The organism is uncultured Aquimarina sp., assembly GCF_947496855.1.
GTDB lineage: Bacteria > Bacteroidota > Bacteroidia > Flavobacteriales > Flavobacteriaceae > Aquimarina.
Map to the genome: position 1 here is coordinate 247143 of NZ_CANMED010000004.1, position 18691 is coordinate 265833.

The window sequence follows — 18691 nt, forward strand, 5'->3', positions numbered from 1 at the left end:
ATTAGTACGTATAAAAAAGTTCTTGCATGTCATTTAATTTTTCACCCATAGAAAGCGCAAGCATTAATAAAATTCTTGCTTTAGCCGGATTTAAATCTCCAGAGGCAACAGTGTGATAATCTTTATCTTTAAACTCGTTGTCTCGCAAAACCCACCCAGTGGCAGCACGTGTGCTTCTAACGATAATTACACCGTGGTCTTCATAGGCTTTTTTAGCCGCTTTTAAGATTGCATCAGTCATATTCCCATTTCCAACACCTGCAATTACGATACCTTTGGCACCAGCTTTTACGTGTATATCGATTAAATCCGGAGCCATATCCGCATAGGCATAAATGATATCTACACGAGGTAATTCTTTAACACCGGTTATTGAAAACTTACTTGTGTTCCCAAATTTTGTATTAGGTTCACGGAAAAAGCCCAATCTGCCATAAAATACACCTCCCAACATCCCTTTAATAGGGGATTGAAAACTATTCACATTGGTCGTATTCATTTTACTCACATCACGAGCAGCGTGTATTTGATCATTGAGTGATACCATTACACCTTTTCCTTTAGCTTCCGGGTTCGAAGCAATAGCCACCGCATTGTATAGATTCAAAGGACCTTCAGCACTTATAGAAGTTGAGGAACGCATAGAACCTGTAGTAACCACAGGCTTGTCACTTTTGACAACCAAGCTTAGAAAATATGCTGTTTCTTCTTGTGTATCGGTGCCATGAGTTACTACGATGCCATCCACGTCGTCAGAAGCTAACAATTCATTAATCCGATTTGCCAATTTCAACCAAATTTCAACGGTTATGTCTTGCGAACCCACATTGGCAACTTGTTCTCCAGAGACATCAGCCAGTTTTTCTATACCAGGTACAGCATTAATCATGGTCTGAATACCAACCTGACCTGCAGAATAACTCCCAGAAGTGGCTGACGAAGCTGATCCCGCTATGGTACCTCCAGTTGCTAGAATTTTTACATTTGGAAGGTCTGTGTCTTGAGCAAATCCAATAGCAGTTATTACAACTACTATTAGGAATGCCTTTATTTTTATATTAAATAATTTCATAATAAAAGAGTTTGTATTCTCTATTGCTTTTGGAAAAATCAATTATTTTTATGTAATGCAGCTGTATATTTTGGATGCATCAAATTATCTACACTGAGAATTTTATCTAATTCTTCTTCGGAAAGCAATTCTTTCTCGAGAACCAATTCACGAATTGATTTTCCTGTTGCCACAGCTTCTTTACCCAGAACATCTCCCATATGATGACCAATGTATGGGTTTAAGAAGGTGATAATTCCAACCGAATTAAACACCATTTGTTTGGTATGCTCTTCATTGGCAGTGATACCATCAATACATTTTTTGGCTAGTGTGACACATGCATTGGAGAGTAGCTCTACAGATTCAAACATACATTGTGCAATTACAGGTTCCATTACGTTTAGCTGTAATTGTCCTGCCTCGGCTGCAAATGAAATGGTCACATCATTTCCAATAATCTTAAAACACACCTGATTCGCTACTTCAGGAATTACCGGATTTACCTTCGCTGGCATAATGGAAGAACCTGCTTGCATTTCTGGAAGGTTAATTTCATTTAATCCACATCTGGGGCCAGAAGAAAGTAATCTTAAATCATTACAAATTTTAGATAACTTCACCGCTGTTCTTTTCAAAGCTCCGGAAATCATCACATACGCACCACAGTCTGAAGTCGCTTCTATCAAATTTGCAGCAGGCACAAAACTAGCCTTTGTGAATTGTTGTAAATACCCTATGGACAGTTCTGTGAATCCATCAGGTGCATTTACTCTTGTTCCGATTGCTGTGGCACCGAGATTAACTTCTAAAATAAGGTTACGACTATTTTTTAGGTTTTTAGTTTCTTCTTTTAAATTTGCAGACCAAGCTCCAAATTCATCACCCAAGGACATGGGTACAGCATCTTGTAACTGCGTTCTACCCATTTTAAGGACATTTTTAAATTCGGCAGCCTTTTTATCAAAACTAGTGGTCAGTACATTGATTTTTCCCAACAAATGATTCATATAATAATAAACAGCTACCCTAAAGCCAGTTGGATAGGCATCATTCGTAGACTGTGATTTATTTACGTGATCATTAGGATGTAAAATATCATAACTTCCTTTTTCGTGCCCGTTTAGTTCTAAAGCTACATTTGCAATCACTTCATTAGTATTCATATTTACAGAAGTACCTGCTCCTCCTTGAAATACATCTGAAGGAAAATATGCTGCGTACTTATCTAGATTTTCAAGAATTTCATCACAAGCCTGAATGATCATATCTGCTTTATCTGCCGGAATTGTTCCGATTTCTTTGTTCGCACATGCACACGCCTTTTTAGTAACTACTAATCCTTTTATAAAAAACGGATAATCTCCGATTATTGAATGCGAAATTTGAAAATTATTAAGAGCTCTTTGTGTATGAACTCCATAATACAAATCTCCGTTTATTTCTAGCTCTCCTAAAAGATCTGTTTCTTTTCTTGTTTTCATAAGTTCTTTATTTTGATTTGATTATGAGTTTATAAAATAAGACCTCCAAGTATAAATCCGAAGATGACACTGGAAGCAATCGTTACTATTCCAGGAATAATAAAAGAGTGATTAAATACATATTTCCCTATTTTGGTAGAGCCTGTGTCATCCATTTCTACGGCAGCCAATAATGTCGGATACGTAGGTAATACAAACAAGGCACTTACAGCGGCAAAAGAAGCTATAGCAGCAATAGGGCTTACTCCTAATGCTAAAGCAGCTGGCATTAATGCGGTTGTAGTTGCTGCTTGAGAATACAGTAGCATACTCGCTAAGAATAAAACAACTGCCAGCATCCAAGAATATTCATTTAAAATACCTCCTGCTGCTTCTTTAATTTCTACAATATGATTACTCACAAAGGTATCTCCTAACCAAGCAACACCAAGAACGCATATTGCAGCACTCATACCCGATTTAAAAGTGGACATACCTGTAACTTCATTAAGTTTTATTTTACAAACTAATGCAATCACCATAGCAGCTAATAACATAATTGCCATTATGGCGTGATTACGACTAATTGTTGGATCAGGAATTAACCCCACTTTCTTAGAAATTAAGCTTGCGTAGGTTACTATAATTAATATGGCAACACCAAAAATACCCACAGACCATTTTGCGCTTTTGGGGCTTTCGCTACGTTCCTCTGTTTTCTGTTTTATCAATCCAGACGCTACACGTTTTTGATATTCTGGATCTTCAGCCAAGGGTTTCCCTAATTTGTTAGCTACAATAGCTCCAACCATACAAGCTAAAACTGTAGAAGGAATAGCAACAGCTAAAAGTTGCAAGTACGATACTCCTAAAGGCTCTAAAAAACTTGCAAAAATCACTACAGCTGCTGAAATAGGAGAAGCTGTAATTGCTATTTGTGATGCTACTACAGAGATACTTAAAGGTTTAGAAGGTCTTACGCCTCCTTCTTTAGCCACTTCAGTAATTACAGGTAAAGCAGCATAAGCAGTGTGACCAGTTCCTGCCAATAACGTCATCCAATAGGTTACGGTAGGCGCAATAAACGTAACACGTTTTGGGTTTTTTCTAAGAATCTTTTCAGATACATTGACTAGATAATCCAGTCCGCCAGCCTTTTGCATCGCAGCAATGGCAGCTATTACAGACATAATAATGAGTATTACATCTACTGGAACCGAACCAGCTTTGAGTCCAAAAACCAAGGTAAGAACAACAACACCAGCACCACCAGCATAACCAATACCGATACTTCCCAGTTTTGAACCCAAGAATATAAAAAAGAGTACAACTAATAATTCAATCCAAATCATATCTCAAGTGTTTAGTTAGTTAATTTCCAATTTTTACGTTGATAAATACCTTTAAGAATGGCATTCCAACTGTTCTTATGAATTTCAAATTGTTTAGGGTTGAGCAGGTCTTCTACATCCTTGTGAAGTTTTCGTATCTGCTTCGGGAATTCATGACGGATTTGTTCATCACTTAATTGAGCTTTTGGGTTTCCAAGACGTTCCATTTTGTAGGCGTGATAGACCACAATTTTCTTGTAATTTTCTCGTAACTCTCCTGTTAGCTTCATTTTATCCATTCGGTCTTCATACCATAATGCTTGCAGTTCTTTGTCATCTGTAGAAAAAACATCGACTTTATATTCGAGACGTTCTTTTTGTTCGTCTGTTAATTCTTGTGCCTGCACATTTAAGAAACAAAAGCAAGCCAAAATGACTGTGATAAAATAATTACAATACATACATATAATTTTATAGACAATAATGATGTTAGAATTCTTAACTAAAATAGTTTGATATTAAGATTAAATTTCTAATCATTTAAGTGAAGTAACCTAAATCAAAAATGAAGTGTCTAAACTTAATATTGAATCTTTCTTTGCTATAAAGCTTAATTTTTTACTTAAAATTAAATACTTTATTATGTACTATGGCTATCAATTTGGTTCAAGAATTTTGAAAATATCTTGTCTAAAATATTAATGAAAGGAAACTTATGAGAAATTAAACCTTAAGCTACCTAGACCGCATCACGTAGAAATATCCCAACGTTCTTGATACGCGTAATACAAATAAAATAAATGGATTGAAGGAAACGGTTACATCTAATCCATCAAAAAAATCATACCCTTAGGGGTTTTTCAACTGCGCTTGTATACGTCAATCTCAATAAATATCTTTGATGAGCCGTGACATAATTTTATATAAAATTATGTCACTGTTTTTAAATTGATATAATCGTCTGACTTCACTGATGTATAGTAAAACGATACAATCAGTAACACTAATACACATTCAACTTTTAATGTTACCTAAGATAAAAACTGAAACGATGAAAAATATTGTTAATATTATTGTATTTATTACAATGAGTAATTATGGGATTGCGCAACTTGAGAATATTCCTCTTATAACAGTAGTAGGAAAAGGGGTGGTTAAAGTTAAGCCTGATTATGTAGTATTAGGGATTAAAGTGAACAAAGAAATCAGACTCAATTCTCAAGGAAACTCAAATGTCTTTGGGATTTTTAAGGATGAAGACACTAAAATCAAATTATTTGATTTTAATAACAAAGACATTTCTGAAAGTTTGATTCAAGTAAAAGAATCAGTTTATATTAAAGAAATTTTTTGTAACCATAAACGAATTAAGTAGATTAGATAGATATTTGTTTGAGTTACATAAATTGGGCTATAAAGATTATATATACTTTGATTATAGAGTAAAAAGTCTTTCTGATCATAAATCCCAAGCTAGAAAAAAAGCTATTAGCTCGGCTAAGAAAAAGGCAGCTTTATTAGCAATTGAATTAGGGCAAAGTATTGGTAAAGCACACTCAATTCAAGAATTAGATTCTGAAGATTATAATTGGTATGCTATTAATGACAATACTAATCGGGAAAATATCACATTTAAATTAGGGGTAGACGAATATGTTATTGAACCAGGATTTTTGGTGATAATTTCCAAAATTCAGATAAGCTTTGATCTAAAAAAATGATTTATTCTTAGAAAAAATCAGAAAGAGCTTTAGATAAAACTTGCAATAACGATATGATAATTAGCAATGAAAATTATCTTTTTTACTTTTGATGAAGTGAATTCTATTTAAACGACATTTTTTATGTAAAAAAATCAAATTAATTTTATTAAGTTAAAACCACCATATAATTAAGTAAGGGTGTAATATTGAGAACAATTAATGCCTATTTTGAAATTCAAAAAGACTGTTAAAGACAAGGAGATTTAGGTAAAATTGGGAACTGAAATTCAACTTAAGTTTTATCATCTTCTTTCTTACAATTATTGCGAAAAACACTCGAAAGATTCCATCCTAGCCATATGAGTGTTAATATATGAAATGCTAGCATGAATTATTTCATTTACTCCCATACCGAAGCTTACCTGTTTCAATACCTATAGCCGTTTTGGCAAGTATGGTAAATACAAAAGCTCCTAGAGCCCATATACCAAGTGTTACGCCAATTTCTATTCCTGTTGGTGTATATTCTGCAATCTTACCATAAGGTCCAGGAATAAACCCCGGAACTATTAAACCAAACCCTTTTTCAATCCATATAGCAACAAATAGGATAAAACAGCAAAAATACAATACCTTAAAATTGTTCCGTAGTTTACCAAATGTGAGTAATACAGTTGCCAATACATTTAAAGGAATTGCTGTCCAAATCCACGGCAATAAAGCTGTTTTACCGTGCAATCCAAAAAATAAATAATATGCGCTCTCACTATGATGGGTGGGGGCATAGAATTCCTTAAAAAGTTCAGAAACCAACATAATCAAATTAATTTGCGCAGCTACTGTGACTATCATAGCGATTTTTTTGATTGTTTTATCTTCTATTTTAAACTCAGTAAAACTTCGAATAACCGCCAGTACCAAAATTATTAGTGCTGGTCCAGCAGCAAATGCAGAAGCTAAAAATCGAGGCCCTAATAATGCATTATTCCAAAAAGGTCTCGCTTGTAATCCCTGATATAAAAAAGCAGTAACCAAATGAATCCCCACTGCCCAGAAAACAGATAGTACAGCTCCGGGAACATATACTTTTGGGTTCGCATCTTTACCTTGATAATGTCTAAACAAAATATAAAGTGGAATTGTAATATTAATAAACAAATATCCATTTAGTACAATCACATCCCATGTGAGCATAGAATTCGGAAAATTAAATACCCCAATTCCAGGTATCATATGCCATAAAACAGAAGGTCCTCCCATATCGGCAACTACAAATGCCAAACACATAATTAGTGCAGCAACCGCTAGTCCTTCTCCAATAAGTACCGCTTGTTTAAAATCAATATCTTTTAAAACATAGGTGGGCATGACCAACATCACAGCCGCTGCGGCTACACCTACCAAAAAAGTAAAATTAGAAATATACAACCCCCAACTAACCCTATCATTCATTCCTGTGACACTCAGGCCATGTTCTAGTTGTATCGAATAGCAGTACATCCCTGCTAACATTACAAAAGTCAAGAAACCCATCCAAATCATATATTTCATAGATCCTTTAGTAATAGTATCAAGGCTATCTTTAACTAAATTTCCAAAAACTTTGAGTGTCTTCATGTATATTATTTTTGGGCGTGCCCTTCATTACACTTCGGTCGGGCTATCCGTTACAATTCCTCGTATTGTCTTACTTCGACATCTGTCCGCCTTTGGAGGAAGCTTCATATGACAATACTGCGGGATTTTCACTTCTATCCATCACGCAAAACTATTTTTTAAGTAAACTATCAGTCCATAAAGTACCAGAACTTAGGCTCTGTTCCTAGGTCTTCTTTTAGTCTAAAAACTTTTTTATTTTCTAATACCCATCGGATGGTACTATTGGGGTCTAATAAATTACCAAAAATTCGAGCTCCCGTTGGACATGCTTCTACACAAGCAGGATCTTTTCCTGATCTAGAGCGTTGTACACAAAAAGTGCATTTTTCCATCACACCTTTCTTACGCATGCGATTTCCTAGATAATGTTGATCTTTATTTACCTCTTCTTGTGGAACTTCTGGTTTGCTCCAATTAAACCTTCGACCATCATAAGGACATGCCGCCATACAATAGCGACATCCTACACACCAATCATAATCAATGACTACCAATCCGTCATCCTCTCGCCAAGTAGCTTCTACCGGGCATACTTCCACACAAGGAGGATTATCGCAATGAAAACATTGGGTTCCCATATAGAAATGCCCTTCTGCAGGTACTTCATGATAATAGTTATCATCAGCTTCGTCAAATTTAAATCCTTCTCCATCCTTCATCTCATGAATCCTGATATATTGCATTTCAGAATTTCTATCCTGATTGTTTTCTTTAACACATGCATTTACGCAATCCATATAACCTTGGCATTTAGATATATTAAATGCATATCCAAACAATACATCTTTTGCTGCATCTGTGGATTTCATGGTGATGTTTTCTTTTTTTCTTAATTCATAGGATCTCACTAGCCGATTTACTGTTGCATTTCGTTCTTCATCCGTCATCAATTTATAATTCCCTTTAAACTGTTCTTCCCAATCAATTTGCGCTTTTTCTTTAGAATCCTCTCCTGAAATAATACTACACGAAGTACTAACTGCACCTGCTCCAATCATCAAACTAGCTGTTAATTTTCTGAAAGCTGTACGACGATCCATTTTAACTTCAAACACTTGATCAAAACCATCTTTTTTGTGTTCATCACCAATAGAAGCATTTACCGTGGCATCAATAAATTCCTGATCACTGATCTCAGGCGTACTATGAGAATCACATCCACCTGATGTATTTCCACAACCGCAGGATGATGCCTTAACAGGAGTCAATTCCTCTACCTGAGAACCACATCCACCTGAAGTGCTTCCACAACCGCAGGATCCTCCTGAAGTCTGCTTGATAGCACTGTTTAGATTTAACTTAAAATATTTTCCAATTCCACTCATAACTTAAGTTTTATTAAAATCACAATAAAATGTTATTGGATTATTCTCTTTCTTTTACTTTCTGCGTATTAAATCTTGATGGCCATCTGGATTCAATCGAAGGTTTATGTGGATTATGACAATTTACACAGGTCATCGCTGCTCTTGGTATTGACCATCCGCCTATATTTTTTCCATGGGCACCACCCTTCCAGTCTTCAAATTGTGAGCTATGGCATTGTGCACATAATTGATAACTTCGATTAAAATCAATAGCTGTACCAGTCAAACTCTGTAGATTATTCATGTCATTACCATTATGACAGGTAGCACAATTCATAATCTTCTCCTTGGCGTGTACTAGATTAATATCCCAATGTGCTTTCTTTACGTCAACATCTTTAAGCTCTTTTAACGGTTTTGTATGACATTGGGCACATTCAAAAGAAGTAATCTGACTCTTGCGTTCTGGAATCAAAAAAGTATGCTCTCCTTCAATAATTTCTATGGTCTCCATATCTCCAATGTAGGATTCTGAAGAAATAGAAGTACCATGATAGTTTTTACTTTCTGCTTCTATCTTATCTGTTAAACTGTGATATTCTCCTTCGCCATGCTTACAAGACAATAACATCGTTATAAATAAACCTCCCAAAACATATATATAGCTCTTTTTACTGATCATTTGTAAAGATTTTTCTTGTAAAAACTGCTGTACTTATCATCTCTTGTTCAGGCACATGACATTGACGGCAATTTATCCGATCTGGATGCGTAACTCTTATTTCTTTTGGAGCTGCAGGTCCTGCATGACATGATAAGCAATTCTCTCGCATTTGGATTTGATGTGGGATGATCGGCGGACTCCCTGGGAGTGCATTATTATTTCCTACAGATGCTGCAAGTGTTTTAAAAAAGGTAGTTTCTTTAAATACTGTACTTTCTTTTTGTGCTACATGACATTGTCGACAATTGATCATCTCAGGATGCGGTGTAACCGGCGCATATGCATTAAATTGCTCTGCAAATCCTCCATTTTGATGACATTGTAAACAAGCTTTTCCTCCCATACCACGCTCTCCTTTTACTAATGGATGAGGAATACTTGGTGGTGCTCCAGGATACGCTCGATTATTATAATAGGTCGCTAATGTTCTTTGATGCGCTTTATCTATTGGCATGTTCAGATACGCTAACGCATATTCTGATCGTTCAAAAACGCCTTTTTCTAAGGGAATTATGGGTGCCAAAAAATCATCAGAAATAGGAATATATGCTTCTTCTAATCCTTTCTTATAGCTATAGCCCCAGTTAATTATAAAACCAGCGAATAGCAATGTAAATAATAATATAATGCCTAGTCTTTTTTTCATTAATTATGCCTTTTCTACTTTTACAGCACATTTTTTATAATCGGGTTCTTTAGAAATTGGACAAAAAGAATCAAGGGTGATATCATTGATCAACATATTCTCATCAAAAAATGGAACAAATACCTGCATAGGAGCAGGAACTCCCCTTTGATTTACAGAAGCTGGTAAAATAATCTCTCCTCGACGCGTGGTTAGTTTTACATCATCTCCCGTTTTAATTTGTAATCGTTTAGCGTCTCCCGGATTAAGTTCTACATATCCATGAGGCATTGCTTGATGTAGTACTGGAATTCTACGTGTCATTGATCCCGTATGCCAATGTTCTACTACACGACCTGTTCCTAACCAATATGGATATTCCTGATCGGGTTCTTCTGCAGCGGGCTCATATGGACGTTGCCAGATGACGGCCTTACCATCAGGTTTCCCATAAAAATGAAAGTCCTTTCCATTAGAACAAGCAGGATCGTATTTAGAATTAAACCTCCATTGTGTAGATTTTCCTTCAACATAAGGCCACATAGCTCCTGGTTGTGACTTTAACACCTCCAGTGGAGCCATATTGTGTCTCTTACCTACATGATGCTTTCTGTATTCATTATAAATCTCTTCGATATGAGTTTCTTCGTTATAGTAGAATTGCTTTTCATACCCAAGACGTTTTGCTACTTCTATCAATTGCCATGTATCACTCATAGCTTCTCCTGGTGGTTCCAACATTTGTTCAAAATATTGGGTACGCCGTTCTGAGTTACCATACATTCCTTCTCGCTCAACCCACATAGCTGATGGTAAAATTACATCAGCTATATCTGTAGTAGGAGTAGGGTAGATATCAGAAACCACAATAAAACGTCCTTCTTTTTTGGCACCATCTCTATATCGTTTTAATTTTGGTATGGTTACCATAGGATTGGTCACCTGAATCCACATAAAACGAATATCTCCACGATCCAATGCTCTAAACATTTCTACAGTATGATATGTGGGCTTTGGATCAATATTTCCTACAGGAACATCCCATATTTTTGCGGCAAATTCACGATGTTTTTTATTCGTTACCACACCATGTGGGAGCTTATGGGTTAATGTGCCAACTTCTCTCACAGTACCACAGGCACTCGGTTGTCCGGTTAATGAAAATGGGCTATTACCAGGTTCTGAAATTTTGCCTGTCAATAAATGAATATTATAAATGATATTATTCATCCAAGTACCGCGCGAATGCTGATTTGGCCCCATGCACCAAAAAGACATGACTTTCTTATTAGGATCGCCATATTGCGCAGCCATATATTTAATATCTTTTACCGATACCCCAGAAATTTTAGAAGCTTTTTCTGGCGTATAATCTTCTAAAAACTTTTTATAGGCTTCAAAATCTATTTTCTCTGGCTTATCGGTGAACTTGTAATTATCTTCGAGTCCATACCCCATTTTGGTTAAGCCTTTACTAAAATTACAATGTTCTTCAACAAATGCTGAATTCATCCAGCCATTATGTATAATTTCATAACAAATGGCATTTCCTACAGCTAGATCAGATTGCGGATTGAATATGATTGATCTATCTGCTGCCATACTCGTTCGAGTAGTTCGAGTAGCAAAATCTATGATTTTTGAGCTTCTTTTGAGACGTTGATCCAATAATCTGGAAAATAACACAGGATGCATTTCTGCCATATTATTCCCCCACAGAAAAAAAGTATCTGCATAATCAATATCTTCATAACATCCCATAGGTTCATCTAACCCAAAAGAGGATAAAAAACCGGTTACCGCTGTTGCCATACATAAACGGGCATTAGCTTCTACATTATTAGTGCCGATACACCCTTTAAATAATTTTGAAGCTACATAACCATCAGGAATAGTCCATTGTCCTGATCCGTAAATGGAAACGGCATCTTTACCGTGATCTTTTATCGTTTCTTTCATTTTAGAAGCAATCAAATCCAATGCTTCCTTCATAGAGACTGCTACATATTGACCATTCTTCTTTATCAATGGTTTTGTCAAGCGATCTTTGCCATATAATGCCATGATAGAATGATACCCTTTTACACAGCATAATCCTTTGTTAACAGGAGATTGCGGATCTCCTTTTACAGCAATAGCTTTCCCTTCTTCTGTTCCTATTAAAACTCCACATCCTACTCCACAAAACCTACAAGGCGCCTTTTTCCAATCTAGATTTGCTCCTTTAGGAACTCCTGCTTCTTGTTCTTCAGCAAAAATAATCCCAGGAAACATAGAAGCTGCAGCAGCCATTGCCGATAAGACTGCCATTTTCTTGATAAAACTTCGTCTATTAGTTAGTGTTGCTGTATACATCATAGATTAGTTTTTTGGTGTATTAAAACCAGATACCATTGCTAAAAGTTTTAAACTAGAAATAGACTCTATTTTTTCTTTTAAGAGATCCTCTTCACGTGAGTTTTCTGTATCCGTAATTAGAATGATTATTTCTTTGTTTTTAGCAGGAATTACTTCACACTGGTTGTGTTTAGACAAAGCATCTATAAGCGTATCTTTCATTCCTTGATGAGGGTGTACTAAGTAACTTTTTATTGGCATAGGATTATGTAAGAGTTTAATTCCTAGTTGTAAGCGATAAAGATCTCATATTAATGCATTCTAAAATCTGATATATATCAGGTTTTAGAATGTTTTTTAGCATCAAAATGGTTTAGGAATTTTCATACTCCTATAAATTTAAGAGTATCCTTGGAAGAATTGATTATCAATTTGGTTCAAGAATAAAATTCTTTCCCCTATTTATTGAAATTGTCTGAACTTAAATGATAATTATATTATGGGGTTAAGTCATTAATTTTATAAAAATCACTTAAAAGATTTATATGAAATATGTTCTGTTTTTAATCACATACTTTTTTATTTTAACTATTTCGTCACAGGACTTATCTAAACTTTATGAAAAAGTCAACCCAGCTGTGGTAGTAATATTTACTCAAGAAGCCAAATTAGAGTCTAATGCAGGGATTACTAAAACAATAACTTCAGAGGGTTTGGGTTCTGGTTTTATGGTTTCAGACTCAGAAATTATTACAGCATCTCATGTTGTGGATGCTGCAGAACAACTTAGAGTTCAATTTCTAGATGGAGAGATCATTTCTGCTAAGGTAGTTTCTACTTTTAAGTCAGCAGACGTTGCTTTAATTAAACTAGATATCCCTAGGAAAAATGCTATAACGATACCCTTTGGAGACTCTGATCAAATGAAAATAGGAGAACAAGTGTTCATTGTTGGTGCTCCTTTTGGTTATGGTCATTCGCTTTCATCGGGGTATGTTAGTGGAATTATTAAGAATAAGTTAGGTACTAATCCATTTACCCAATCAGAGTTTATCCAAACGGATGCAGCTATCAATACAGGTAATTCTGGAGGTCCAATGTTTAATATGAAAGGAGAAGTAATTGGAGTTGTAAGTCAAATTCTCACCAAATCAGGAGGTTTTGAAGGTATTGGATTTGCTGCAACTGCTAATATTACTAAAAACCTGATCGCAAATAACAGAACACCTTGGTTAGGTTTTGATGCTTATCCTCTTACGGGAAAAACCAAACGTTTATTTAACGTCCCCCAAAATAGTGGCTTATTGGTGCAACGCGTGGTTTTTGGATCCGTATTATATAAAATGGGACTACAAGCGGGTGATACAGAGGTTGTCATTGATGGACAAAAATTAATAATTGGAGGTGATATTATCCTAGCTTTTAATGAAATTGAATTTGATTTAACCGATGAATCTTTAGCAAAATTAGGTGAACTGGGAAAGAACCTTAAAGCTACAGACCAATTAAAACTAAAAGTACTGCGTAATGGGCAAATAATTACATTAAAAAAGTAATCATAATAATCGATTACGATGTAAGTGAAAGTAACGCCTATTAGGAACCTAAAGTCTCTTTACAGATACTTCCAAAAAAAATCAAGCAGATAAGTTTTCTCTATAAATACCAGGGGTTACACCGGTCCATTTTTTAAAGGATCGAATAAAATTTGGGCTATCGGAGTACCCAAGGTGCTCACTAATGTGATTAATGTTCATGTCAGAATTAGTAAGAAGACCTACGGCTCTTTTTTGTAACATATGGACAAGAATATCAGAAAATTTGACCTCTTTTGATTTTAGTACTCTTTTTATACTACTTTCGGAAGTATTAAAATGACCAGCTAGTGTTTTAAGAGAAGGGATACACCCAAACTTATAACTCGATATCACATTTTCAATAACTTCCGTAATATTTTTTTCTTTATAGGCTGGTTTCATAATAGGATTGACAGATTCTTCATATTTCAATAATGATTTTGAAAAAACAAATCGATATGCAGATTGATTATATTTAATAGTATAGGAGCCTTTTGGGAATAAAGACTGTATATCCGAAATTGAGCTGATTGGTGTATGAATTTCTATTGGAAACCAATCATCCCCCCCGTAAAAAACAAATAATTGACGTATTATGACTAATAAAATATACTCTGATACTCTACCGCCTTTAGAATGTTGGTCTGAAAATAAAAAAGAAAATACCGCTGTATTTTTATAAATTTCTAAATCAGTTTTAATATTAGTCTGAAGCATGTAACTGGATTCCATAAAAGAAGTTATAGCCTCGTGAAGACTAGAGAAACTAGCTAGGTGTGAACCATAACTGCCTAGTTCTAAAAGGCTGAAATCATCTAATAAATTAACTTCGAGTTCATTTATTTCAATGTTCTTTCGTACCAATGAAAAAAAATCATGAACCACTGCAGTAGGAACATAATTTTGTGAATTAGAAAGATCAAAATGGCATATTTCGCTTTTTTGAATAATTCTTTCGGTATCAATACCGAAATTTTCTAATCTCATTAATAGTGGTTTAAAATAAGATACCTGATATACAAAATATTCTCGTTTCATTAGTATACGTGATTTGTGTGTGGGTATTACTAAAAATCATGATCCAAATGAATTAGGTTTATTAGATCATATTAAATGTATTTGATCTAAAATCTTTAAAAAAACAAAAAGAAGTAAAGTGAACAAATGCTTACCTGAAGTGGATGAATCAGAACTTCAATTGATCATTAGCCAATTTTTAAAATCTTTTGCTTTTGCCTTACTAATTATTATACTATCATCAATTTCTGGAGTTACGGTTACTTTAATTTTACCATAAAAAGGATAATTTATTTTACCAACAGCTTCACGATTTATAATAAATTGCCTGTTAACCCTATAAAATAATTCAGGATTTAGCTCCTTTTCTAATTCTTGTATCTTTTTGTCCATGGTAAAAGATGTTTGAGAAAAAGTGATTCCTCGTACTACTCCCATTTTAATATAAAAAAAAGCAAAGTCTTTAACTTTTACTGGGATGATATCTCCTCGATTAGGTATTAAAAAAGACGTATGATATTTTTGTTTGCTTGTTTTTAGACTTTTCAGCAGTAGGTTAAATTGTTTTTGTTCTAGTATATGAGCATTTTTTTTGAACTTGGCAATAGCATTCATTAGTTCTTTTTCGCGGATCGGCTTTAGTATATAATATAGACTATTTATCTTAAAAGCTTCGATAGCATATTGGTCATAGGCAGTCGTGAAAATTATAGGGGTATTTAACTCAATTTCTTCAAAAATTTCGAAGCATATACCATCACCTAAATGAATATCCATAAAAATAAGATCAAAATCGGTATACTTTGAAAAATATTGTACGGAGGATTTTACACTATCCAATACCTCAATGATTTCTATTTCAGGGTTTTCTTGATAGAGTAAATTGATTAAGTTTTTACTAGCTGCGATCTCATCTTCTACAATTATTGCTTTTATACTATTCATAATTAGCTTAAAGGTAGTTTAACAATAAAATGATCATTTTTATAAACCTCAATATCCTTTTCTTTTAATAAGATATAGCGTTTGGATAAATTTGTAAGTCCATATCCTGTACTTTCCTCAGGATTGTTTCGGGGTTGAATTTTATTTTCGATTATAAGATACTCATTTTCAATGTAAATTTTTATGGTCAAAGGATATTCTTTCGAAACTTCATTATGCTTTATAGCATTTTCTAAAAGTATTTGTAAAGAAAGTATAGGAATTAAAATGAAGTGATACTCTTTTGTAATGTTCATTGCTATTTTCACATTCGTACCATATCGTATAGCTCCCAAATGCATATAGTTATTCAAAAAATCTATCTCATCTTTCAGTGGGATGAGGTTTTTGTCCCTACTTTGTAGGATATATCTAAAAATAAGAGAGAGCCTATCTACATAATCAGTGGCTTCTTCTGGGAAATTTCGAATAATATAATTCAAAGAATTTAATGAGTTGAATAAAAAATGAGGATTGATCTGACTCTTCAGTGCCAAGAGTTCGTTCTGAATATTTTCTTTGATAAGTTGTTCTCTTTCAAGTTCATTTATTCTCTGTTTTTGCTGAAATACAATCAACCAACCAATCAAAACAGAGGTTATGCCCATAACCACCCAAACATAACGTATTCCTTCTCTTTCTGGCTCTATAACTTTAAACAATACTAGATGATGAATCCACAGGATTAGATGAAAAGCAACTATAGAAAAAAAAGTAATAATTATAATAAAAGTCAATAATCTAATTGATTTAGAAAACCGTAATAAATACTTAGTTGAGTATATGGTTATATATAAAAGAACTAGACAATATGCGGCAAAGCTTAGTAATCGAAATAAAAAAACAAGAACCGAACCGGCCGCAACATCATTAAAATAAGCTAAACTGGCGGATACAATAAACAAAAACCTGTTCAGATTAATTAAGAAAGATATACTGAGTGATATGAGTAATAAAGTTCTTATTCTGATTTTAATTTGTTGCCCTGTAAAGTTGATTTTATAATGTTTCAAATTATATTAGTTATTGGTTTTGTTAATGTATTTACCTACAATAATAGCAGTAAGAATCACTAAGTAAAACTGCCCCATCATTCCTATCAAAATAGCTGCTTTTTGCGCCAACGATGTTATTGGCACAATTTCACCATAGCCAATCGTCATTAAGGTTATATAGGCATAATACATTAATCTTTCTGTGAATAATTGGGGCTGATCAATTGCTGCCTTAAGTCCTTCAAAAGAATTGGGGTAAGATATTTCTATACTCAAACAAATAAAAAAACTAATAAGTCCTAACGATATGTACCCACTAATTAATCCAAAAATCACATTTTTATTAACGTCTTTGGTTTCCCAAATCTGTTTGATGATTTCAAAAGTAACCATGGTGTAAAACAAGAAGTAGGTTCCCATATTAAGAAATTTCAGTAGCTTACTGTTTTGGTTCTCTAGCATATCCGCACTGAATACAATACCGGATACTATTAGCAATGCGATAAAAAACCACATGAGTTTTTTCTTCTTTGAAATTAATAAAACACCTGCTGCCAAATTGATCAAAAACAATAAGGGAGATATATAAACCTCGAAAAAGCCCTCAGGAATAATTAAAGAGCCAAAAAGAATAGCGATCTGACTAAACAGAAAGATTTCAAAACGATATGCATATAATTTCTCTGTCATATTATATTATTCAACCACTATAAAACAGTTAGTATCTCTATTATAATTATATCCGCCGATCTGATTTTTTTCAAAACATTCGCTAAAAAGCTTGATGAGGTTAATCTCATAGGTTTGTAAAGATACTTGTAATCGATCTAAAACGGATTTATGAATTTTTAGTTTTTCTTTTTTATAACCATTTTTCGAAACTAAAAAAGAAAGCTTACGACTGCTTCTGGGGTAAAACAATCTAACAAAGCCTTTTGCTGGATTATTAGTTTTATCAAAACGATCTTCATATACCTTGGTCTGAGAAGGAAGTAATTGATACGGTTCTAATTGTTGAATCATCCAGTTTAGAGAAACTCCGCTAATATTAGTGTTTCTATAACCTCCACCTACATCAGAATGTGCTCCAAAAAACCAAACTTCATTAGCAACATCTTCTGGTTTTACTTCTGGACAGGTAGACACTATCCGTCTTTGAGTAAGCAATACAGGTGTAAATATAGAACTTCGATTATCATTAAGTGATAGGGCATGCACTACTTTTTTTACATTACATAATTGATCAAGATAGTTGTTTTTAGGAGCATAATACTCCTCATCATATTTTGGAACTCCAAGGGCTGCTACCGTATCCCACAATCCCATAAAATTGATCTTATAATCATCAGGATGTATCGATTGTCCTGTTATTTCAAAAACATCTTTTCTCCGATCTTCTAAGGCCTTTTTAGTTTTATGCGCATCAAAGATTTTTTTGATGAATTTTAGACGTTTTTCTTTAGGAATATTTTTTACATCTATAATTCCAGCAACGTAAATCAAACCTGCTAAAACTCTTGAAGCATACGCACCTCGACTAAATCCAAAAATATAGATTTCATCTTGTCTTTGATGATTATAATGTTCTGCTAAATAAAGGTATCCTTTACATACTTCACGTTTTATTCCTGAACCTGCCACCATACCCAATATATCTGCTCCGTTTCCGACTCCTCTTAGATATACAGCACTTACATTTGGATTATCCTGAAGCGTAGTTAGATTATAAAGTTTAGATATATTCGTATGACTTGCTTCATTATTATGAGTGCCATCCAGAAATACTGCTAATTTTCTAGGATTTTTTCCTTTATAAATTGGATTGTGAACAATAGGAGCTTTAATAGCACAACTAGTACAAGCAAAACAAAGAAGTAGCATTAATAAATCCCTAAAAGTAAATTTCTCTAATGTCACA

Annotated in this window: 18 protein-coding genes; 3 read left to right on the forward strand and 15 right to left on the reverse strand. The window is 34.1% G+C overall.

Annotation, left to right across the window (positions count from 1 at the left end; translation table 11 throughout):
* Position 1: 1 nt before the first annotated feature.
* From Q0921_RS13415 to Q0921_RS13430, 4 genes are read right to left on the reverse strand one after another with little or no spacing between them, the layout of a single operon-like run.
* Entirely contained in the window at positions 2–1114 is a 1113-nt protein-coding gene (locus Q0921_RS13415) for a type II asparaginase (protein ID WP_299257648.1), read from the reverse strand.
* Positions 1111–2535 carry an aspartate ammonia-lyase gene (gene aspA, locus Q0921_RS13420; RefSeq protein WP_299187854.1) on the reverse strand — a complete coding sequence of 475 codons (1425 nt, stop codon included), beginning with the start codon at positions 2533–2535 and terminating at the stop codon, positions 1111–1113. The genes Q0921_RS13415 and aspA overlap by 4 nt, the downstream gene beginning before the upstream one ends.
* 29 nt (positions 2536–2564) lie before the next feature.
* On the reverse strand, positions 2565–3866 hold the full coding sequence (locus tag Q0921_RS13425; RefSeq protein ID WP_299187857.1) for an anaerobic C4-dicarboxylate transporter: 1302 nt from the start codon (positions 3864–3866) through the stop codon (positions 2565–2567).
* Between the two features lie 11 nt (positions 3867–3877).
* A complete protein-coding gene (locus Q0921_RS13430; protein WP_299257650.1) occupies positions 3878–4306 on the reverse strand; it encodes a hypothetical protein in 429 nt (142 codons plus the stop codon).
* A gap of 590 nt (positions 4307–4896) precedes the next feature.
* On the opposite strand from Q0921_RS13430, the gene Q0921_RS13435 reads away from it, so the two are divergent.
* Positions 4897–5220, forward strand: coding sequence for a hypothetical protein (locus Q0921_RS13435; RefSeq protein ID WP_299257652.1), 324 nt, complete (start codon positions 4897–4899; stop codon positions 5218–5220).
* 31 nt (positions 5221–5251) lie between these two features.
* On the forward strand, positions 5252–5566 hold the full coding sequence (locus Q0921_RS13440; protein WP_299257654.1) for an SIMPL domain-containing protein: 315 nt from the start codon (positions 5252–5254) through the stop codon (positions 5564–5566).
* A gap of 378 nt (positions 5567–5944) precedes the next feature.
* Here the strand turns inward: Q0921_RS13440 and dsrP are convergent, their stop codons facing one another.
* From dsrP to Q0921_RS13470, 6 genes are all read right to left on the reverse strand, one after another.
* Positions 5945–7165, reverse strand: coding sequence for a sulfate reduction electron transfer complex DsrMKJOP subunit DsrP (gene dsrP / locus Q0921_RS13445; RefSeq protein WP_299187865.1), 1221 nt, complete (start codon positions 7163–7165; stop codon positions 5945–5947).
* 170 nt (positions 7166–7335) lie between these two features.
* A complete protein-coding gene (locus Q0921_RS13450) occupies positions 7336–8532 on the reverse strand; it encodes a 4Fe-4S dicluster domain-containing protein (protein ID WP_299257656.1) in 1197 nt (398 codons plus the stop codon).
* Positions 8533–8572: 40 nt separating this feature from the next.
* Positions 8573–9196, reverse strand: a complete 624-nt coding sequence (locus Q0921_RS13455) for a cytochrome c3 family protein (protein WP_299257658.1) — start codon at positions 9194–9196, stop codon at positions 8573–8575.
* The gene (locus Q0921_RS13460; RefSeq protein WP_299257660.1) at positions 9186–9884 is read right to left on the reverse strand and encodes a multiheme c-type cytochrome; all 699 of its coding nucleotides are present in this window, start codon (positions 9882–9884) and stop codon (positions 9186–9188) included. The genes Q0921_RS13455 and Q0921_RS13460 overlap by 11 nt, the downstream gene beginning before the upstream one ends.
* Before the next feature lie 3 nt (positions 9885–9887).
* Positions 9888–12221, reverse strand: a complete 2334-nt coding sequence (locus Q0921_RS13465) for a molybdopterin-dependent oxidoreductase (protein ID WP_299257662.1) — start codon at positions 12219–12221, stop codon at positions 9888–9890.
* Between the two features lie 3 nt (positions 12222–12224).
* Complete coding sequence (locus tag Q0921_RS13470; RefSeq protein WP_299257664.1) at positions 12225–12461, reverse strand: hypothetical protein; 237 nt, start codon at positions 12459–12461, stop codon at positions 12225–12227.
* 284 nt (positions 12462–12745) lie between these two features.
* Between Q0921_RS13470 and Q0921_RS13475 the strand changes: the two genes are divergently transcribed.
* On the forward strand, positions 12746–13756 hold the full coding sequence (locus Q0921_RS13475) for a trypsin-like peptidase domain-containing protein (protein ID WP_299257666.1): 1011 nt from the start codon (positions 12746–12748) through the stop codon (positions 13754–13756).
* 81 nt (positions 13757–13837) lie between these two features.
* Here the strand turns inward: Q0921_RS13475 and Q0921_RS13480 are convergent, their stop codons facing one another.
* From Q0921_RS13480 to Q0921_RS13500, 5 genes are all read right to left on the reverse strand, one after another.
* Entirely contained in the window at positions 13838–14815 is a 978-nt protein-coding gene (locus Q0921_RS13480) for a helix-turn-helix transcriptional regulator (protein WP_299257668.1), read from the reverse strand.
* A 156-nt stretch (positions 14816–14971) separates the two neighbouring features.
* Positions 14972–15739 carry a LytTR family DNA-binding domain-containing protein gene (locus Q0921_RS13485; RefSeq protein WP_299257669.1) on the reverse strand — a complete coding sequence of 256 codons (768 nt, stop codon included), beginning with the start codon at positions 15737–15739 and terminating at the stop codon, positions 14972–14974.
* Positions 15740–15741: 2 nt separating this feature from the next.
* Positions 15742–16515, reverse strand: coding sequence for a sensor histidine kinase (locus Q0921_RS13490; RefSeq protein WP_299257670.1), 774 nt, complete (start codon positions 16513–16515; stop codon positions 15742–15744).
* Positions 16516–16797: 282 nt separating this feature from the next.
* Positions 16798–17463 (reverse strand): ion channel, encoded by a 666-nt coding sequence (locus Q0921_RS13495; RefSeq protein ID WP_299257672.1) that lies wholly within the window; start codon positions 17461–17463, stop codon positions 16798–16800.
* A gap of 6 nt (positions 17464–17469) precedes the next feature.
* Positions 17470–18690 (reverse strand): DUF2235 domain-containing protein, encoded by a 1221-nt coding sequence (locus Q0921_RS13500; protein WP_299257674.1) that lies wholly within the window; start codon positions 18688–18690, stop codon positions 17470–17472.
* Position 18691: the final 1 nt, after the last annotated feature.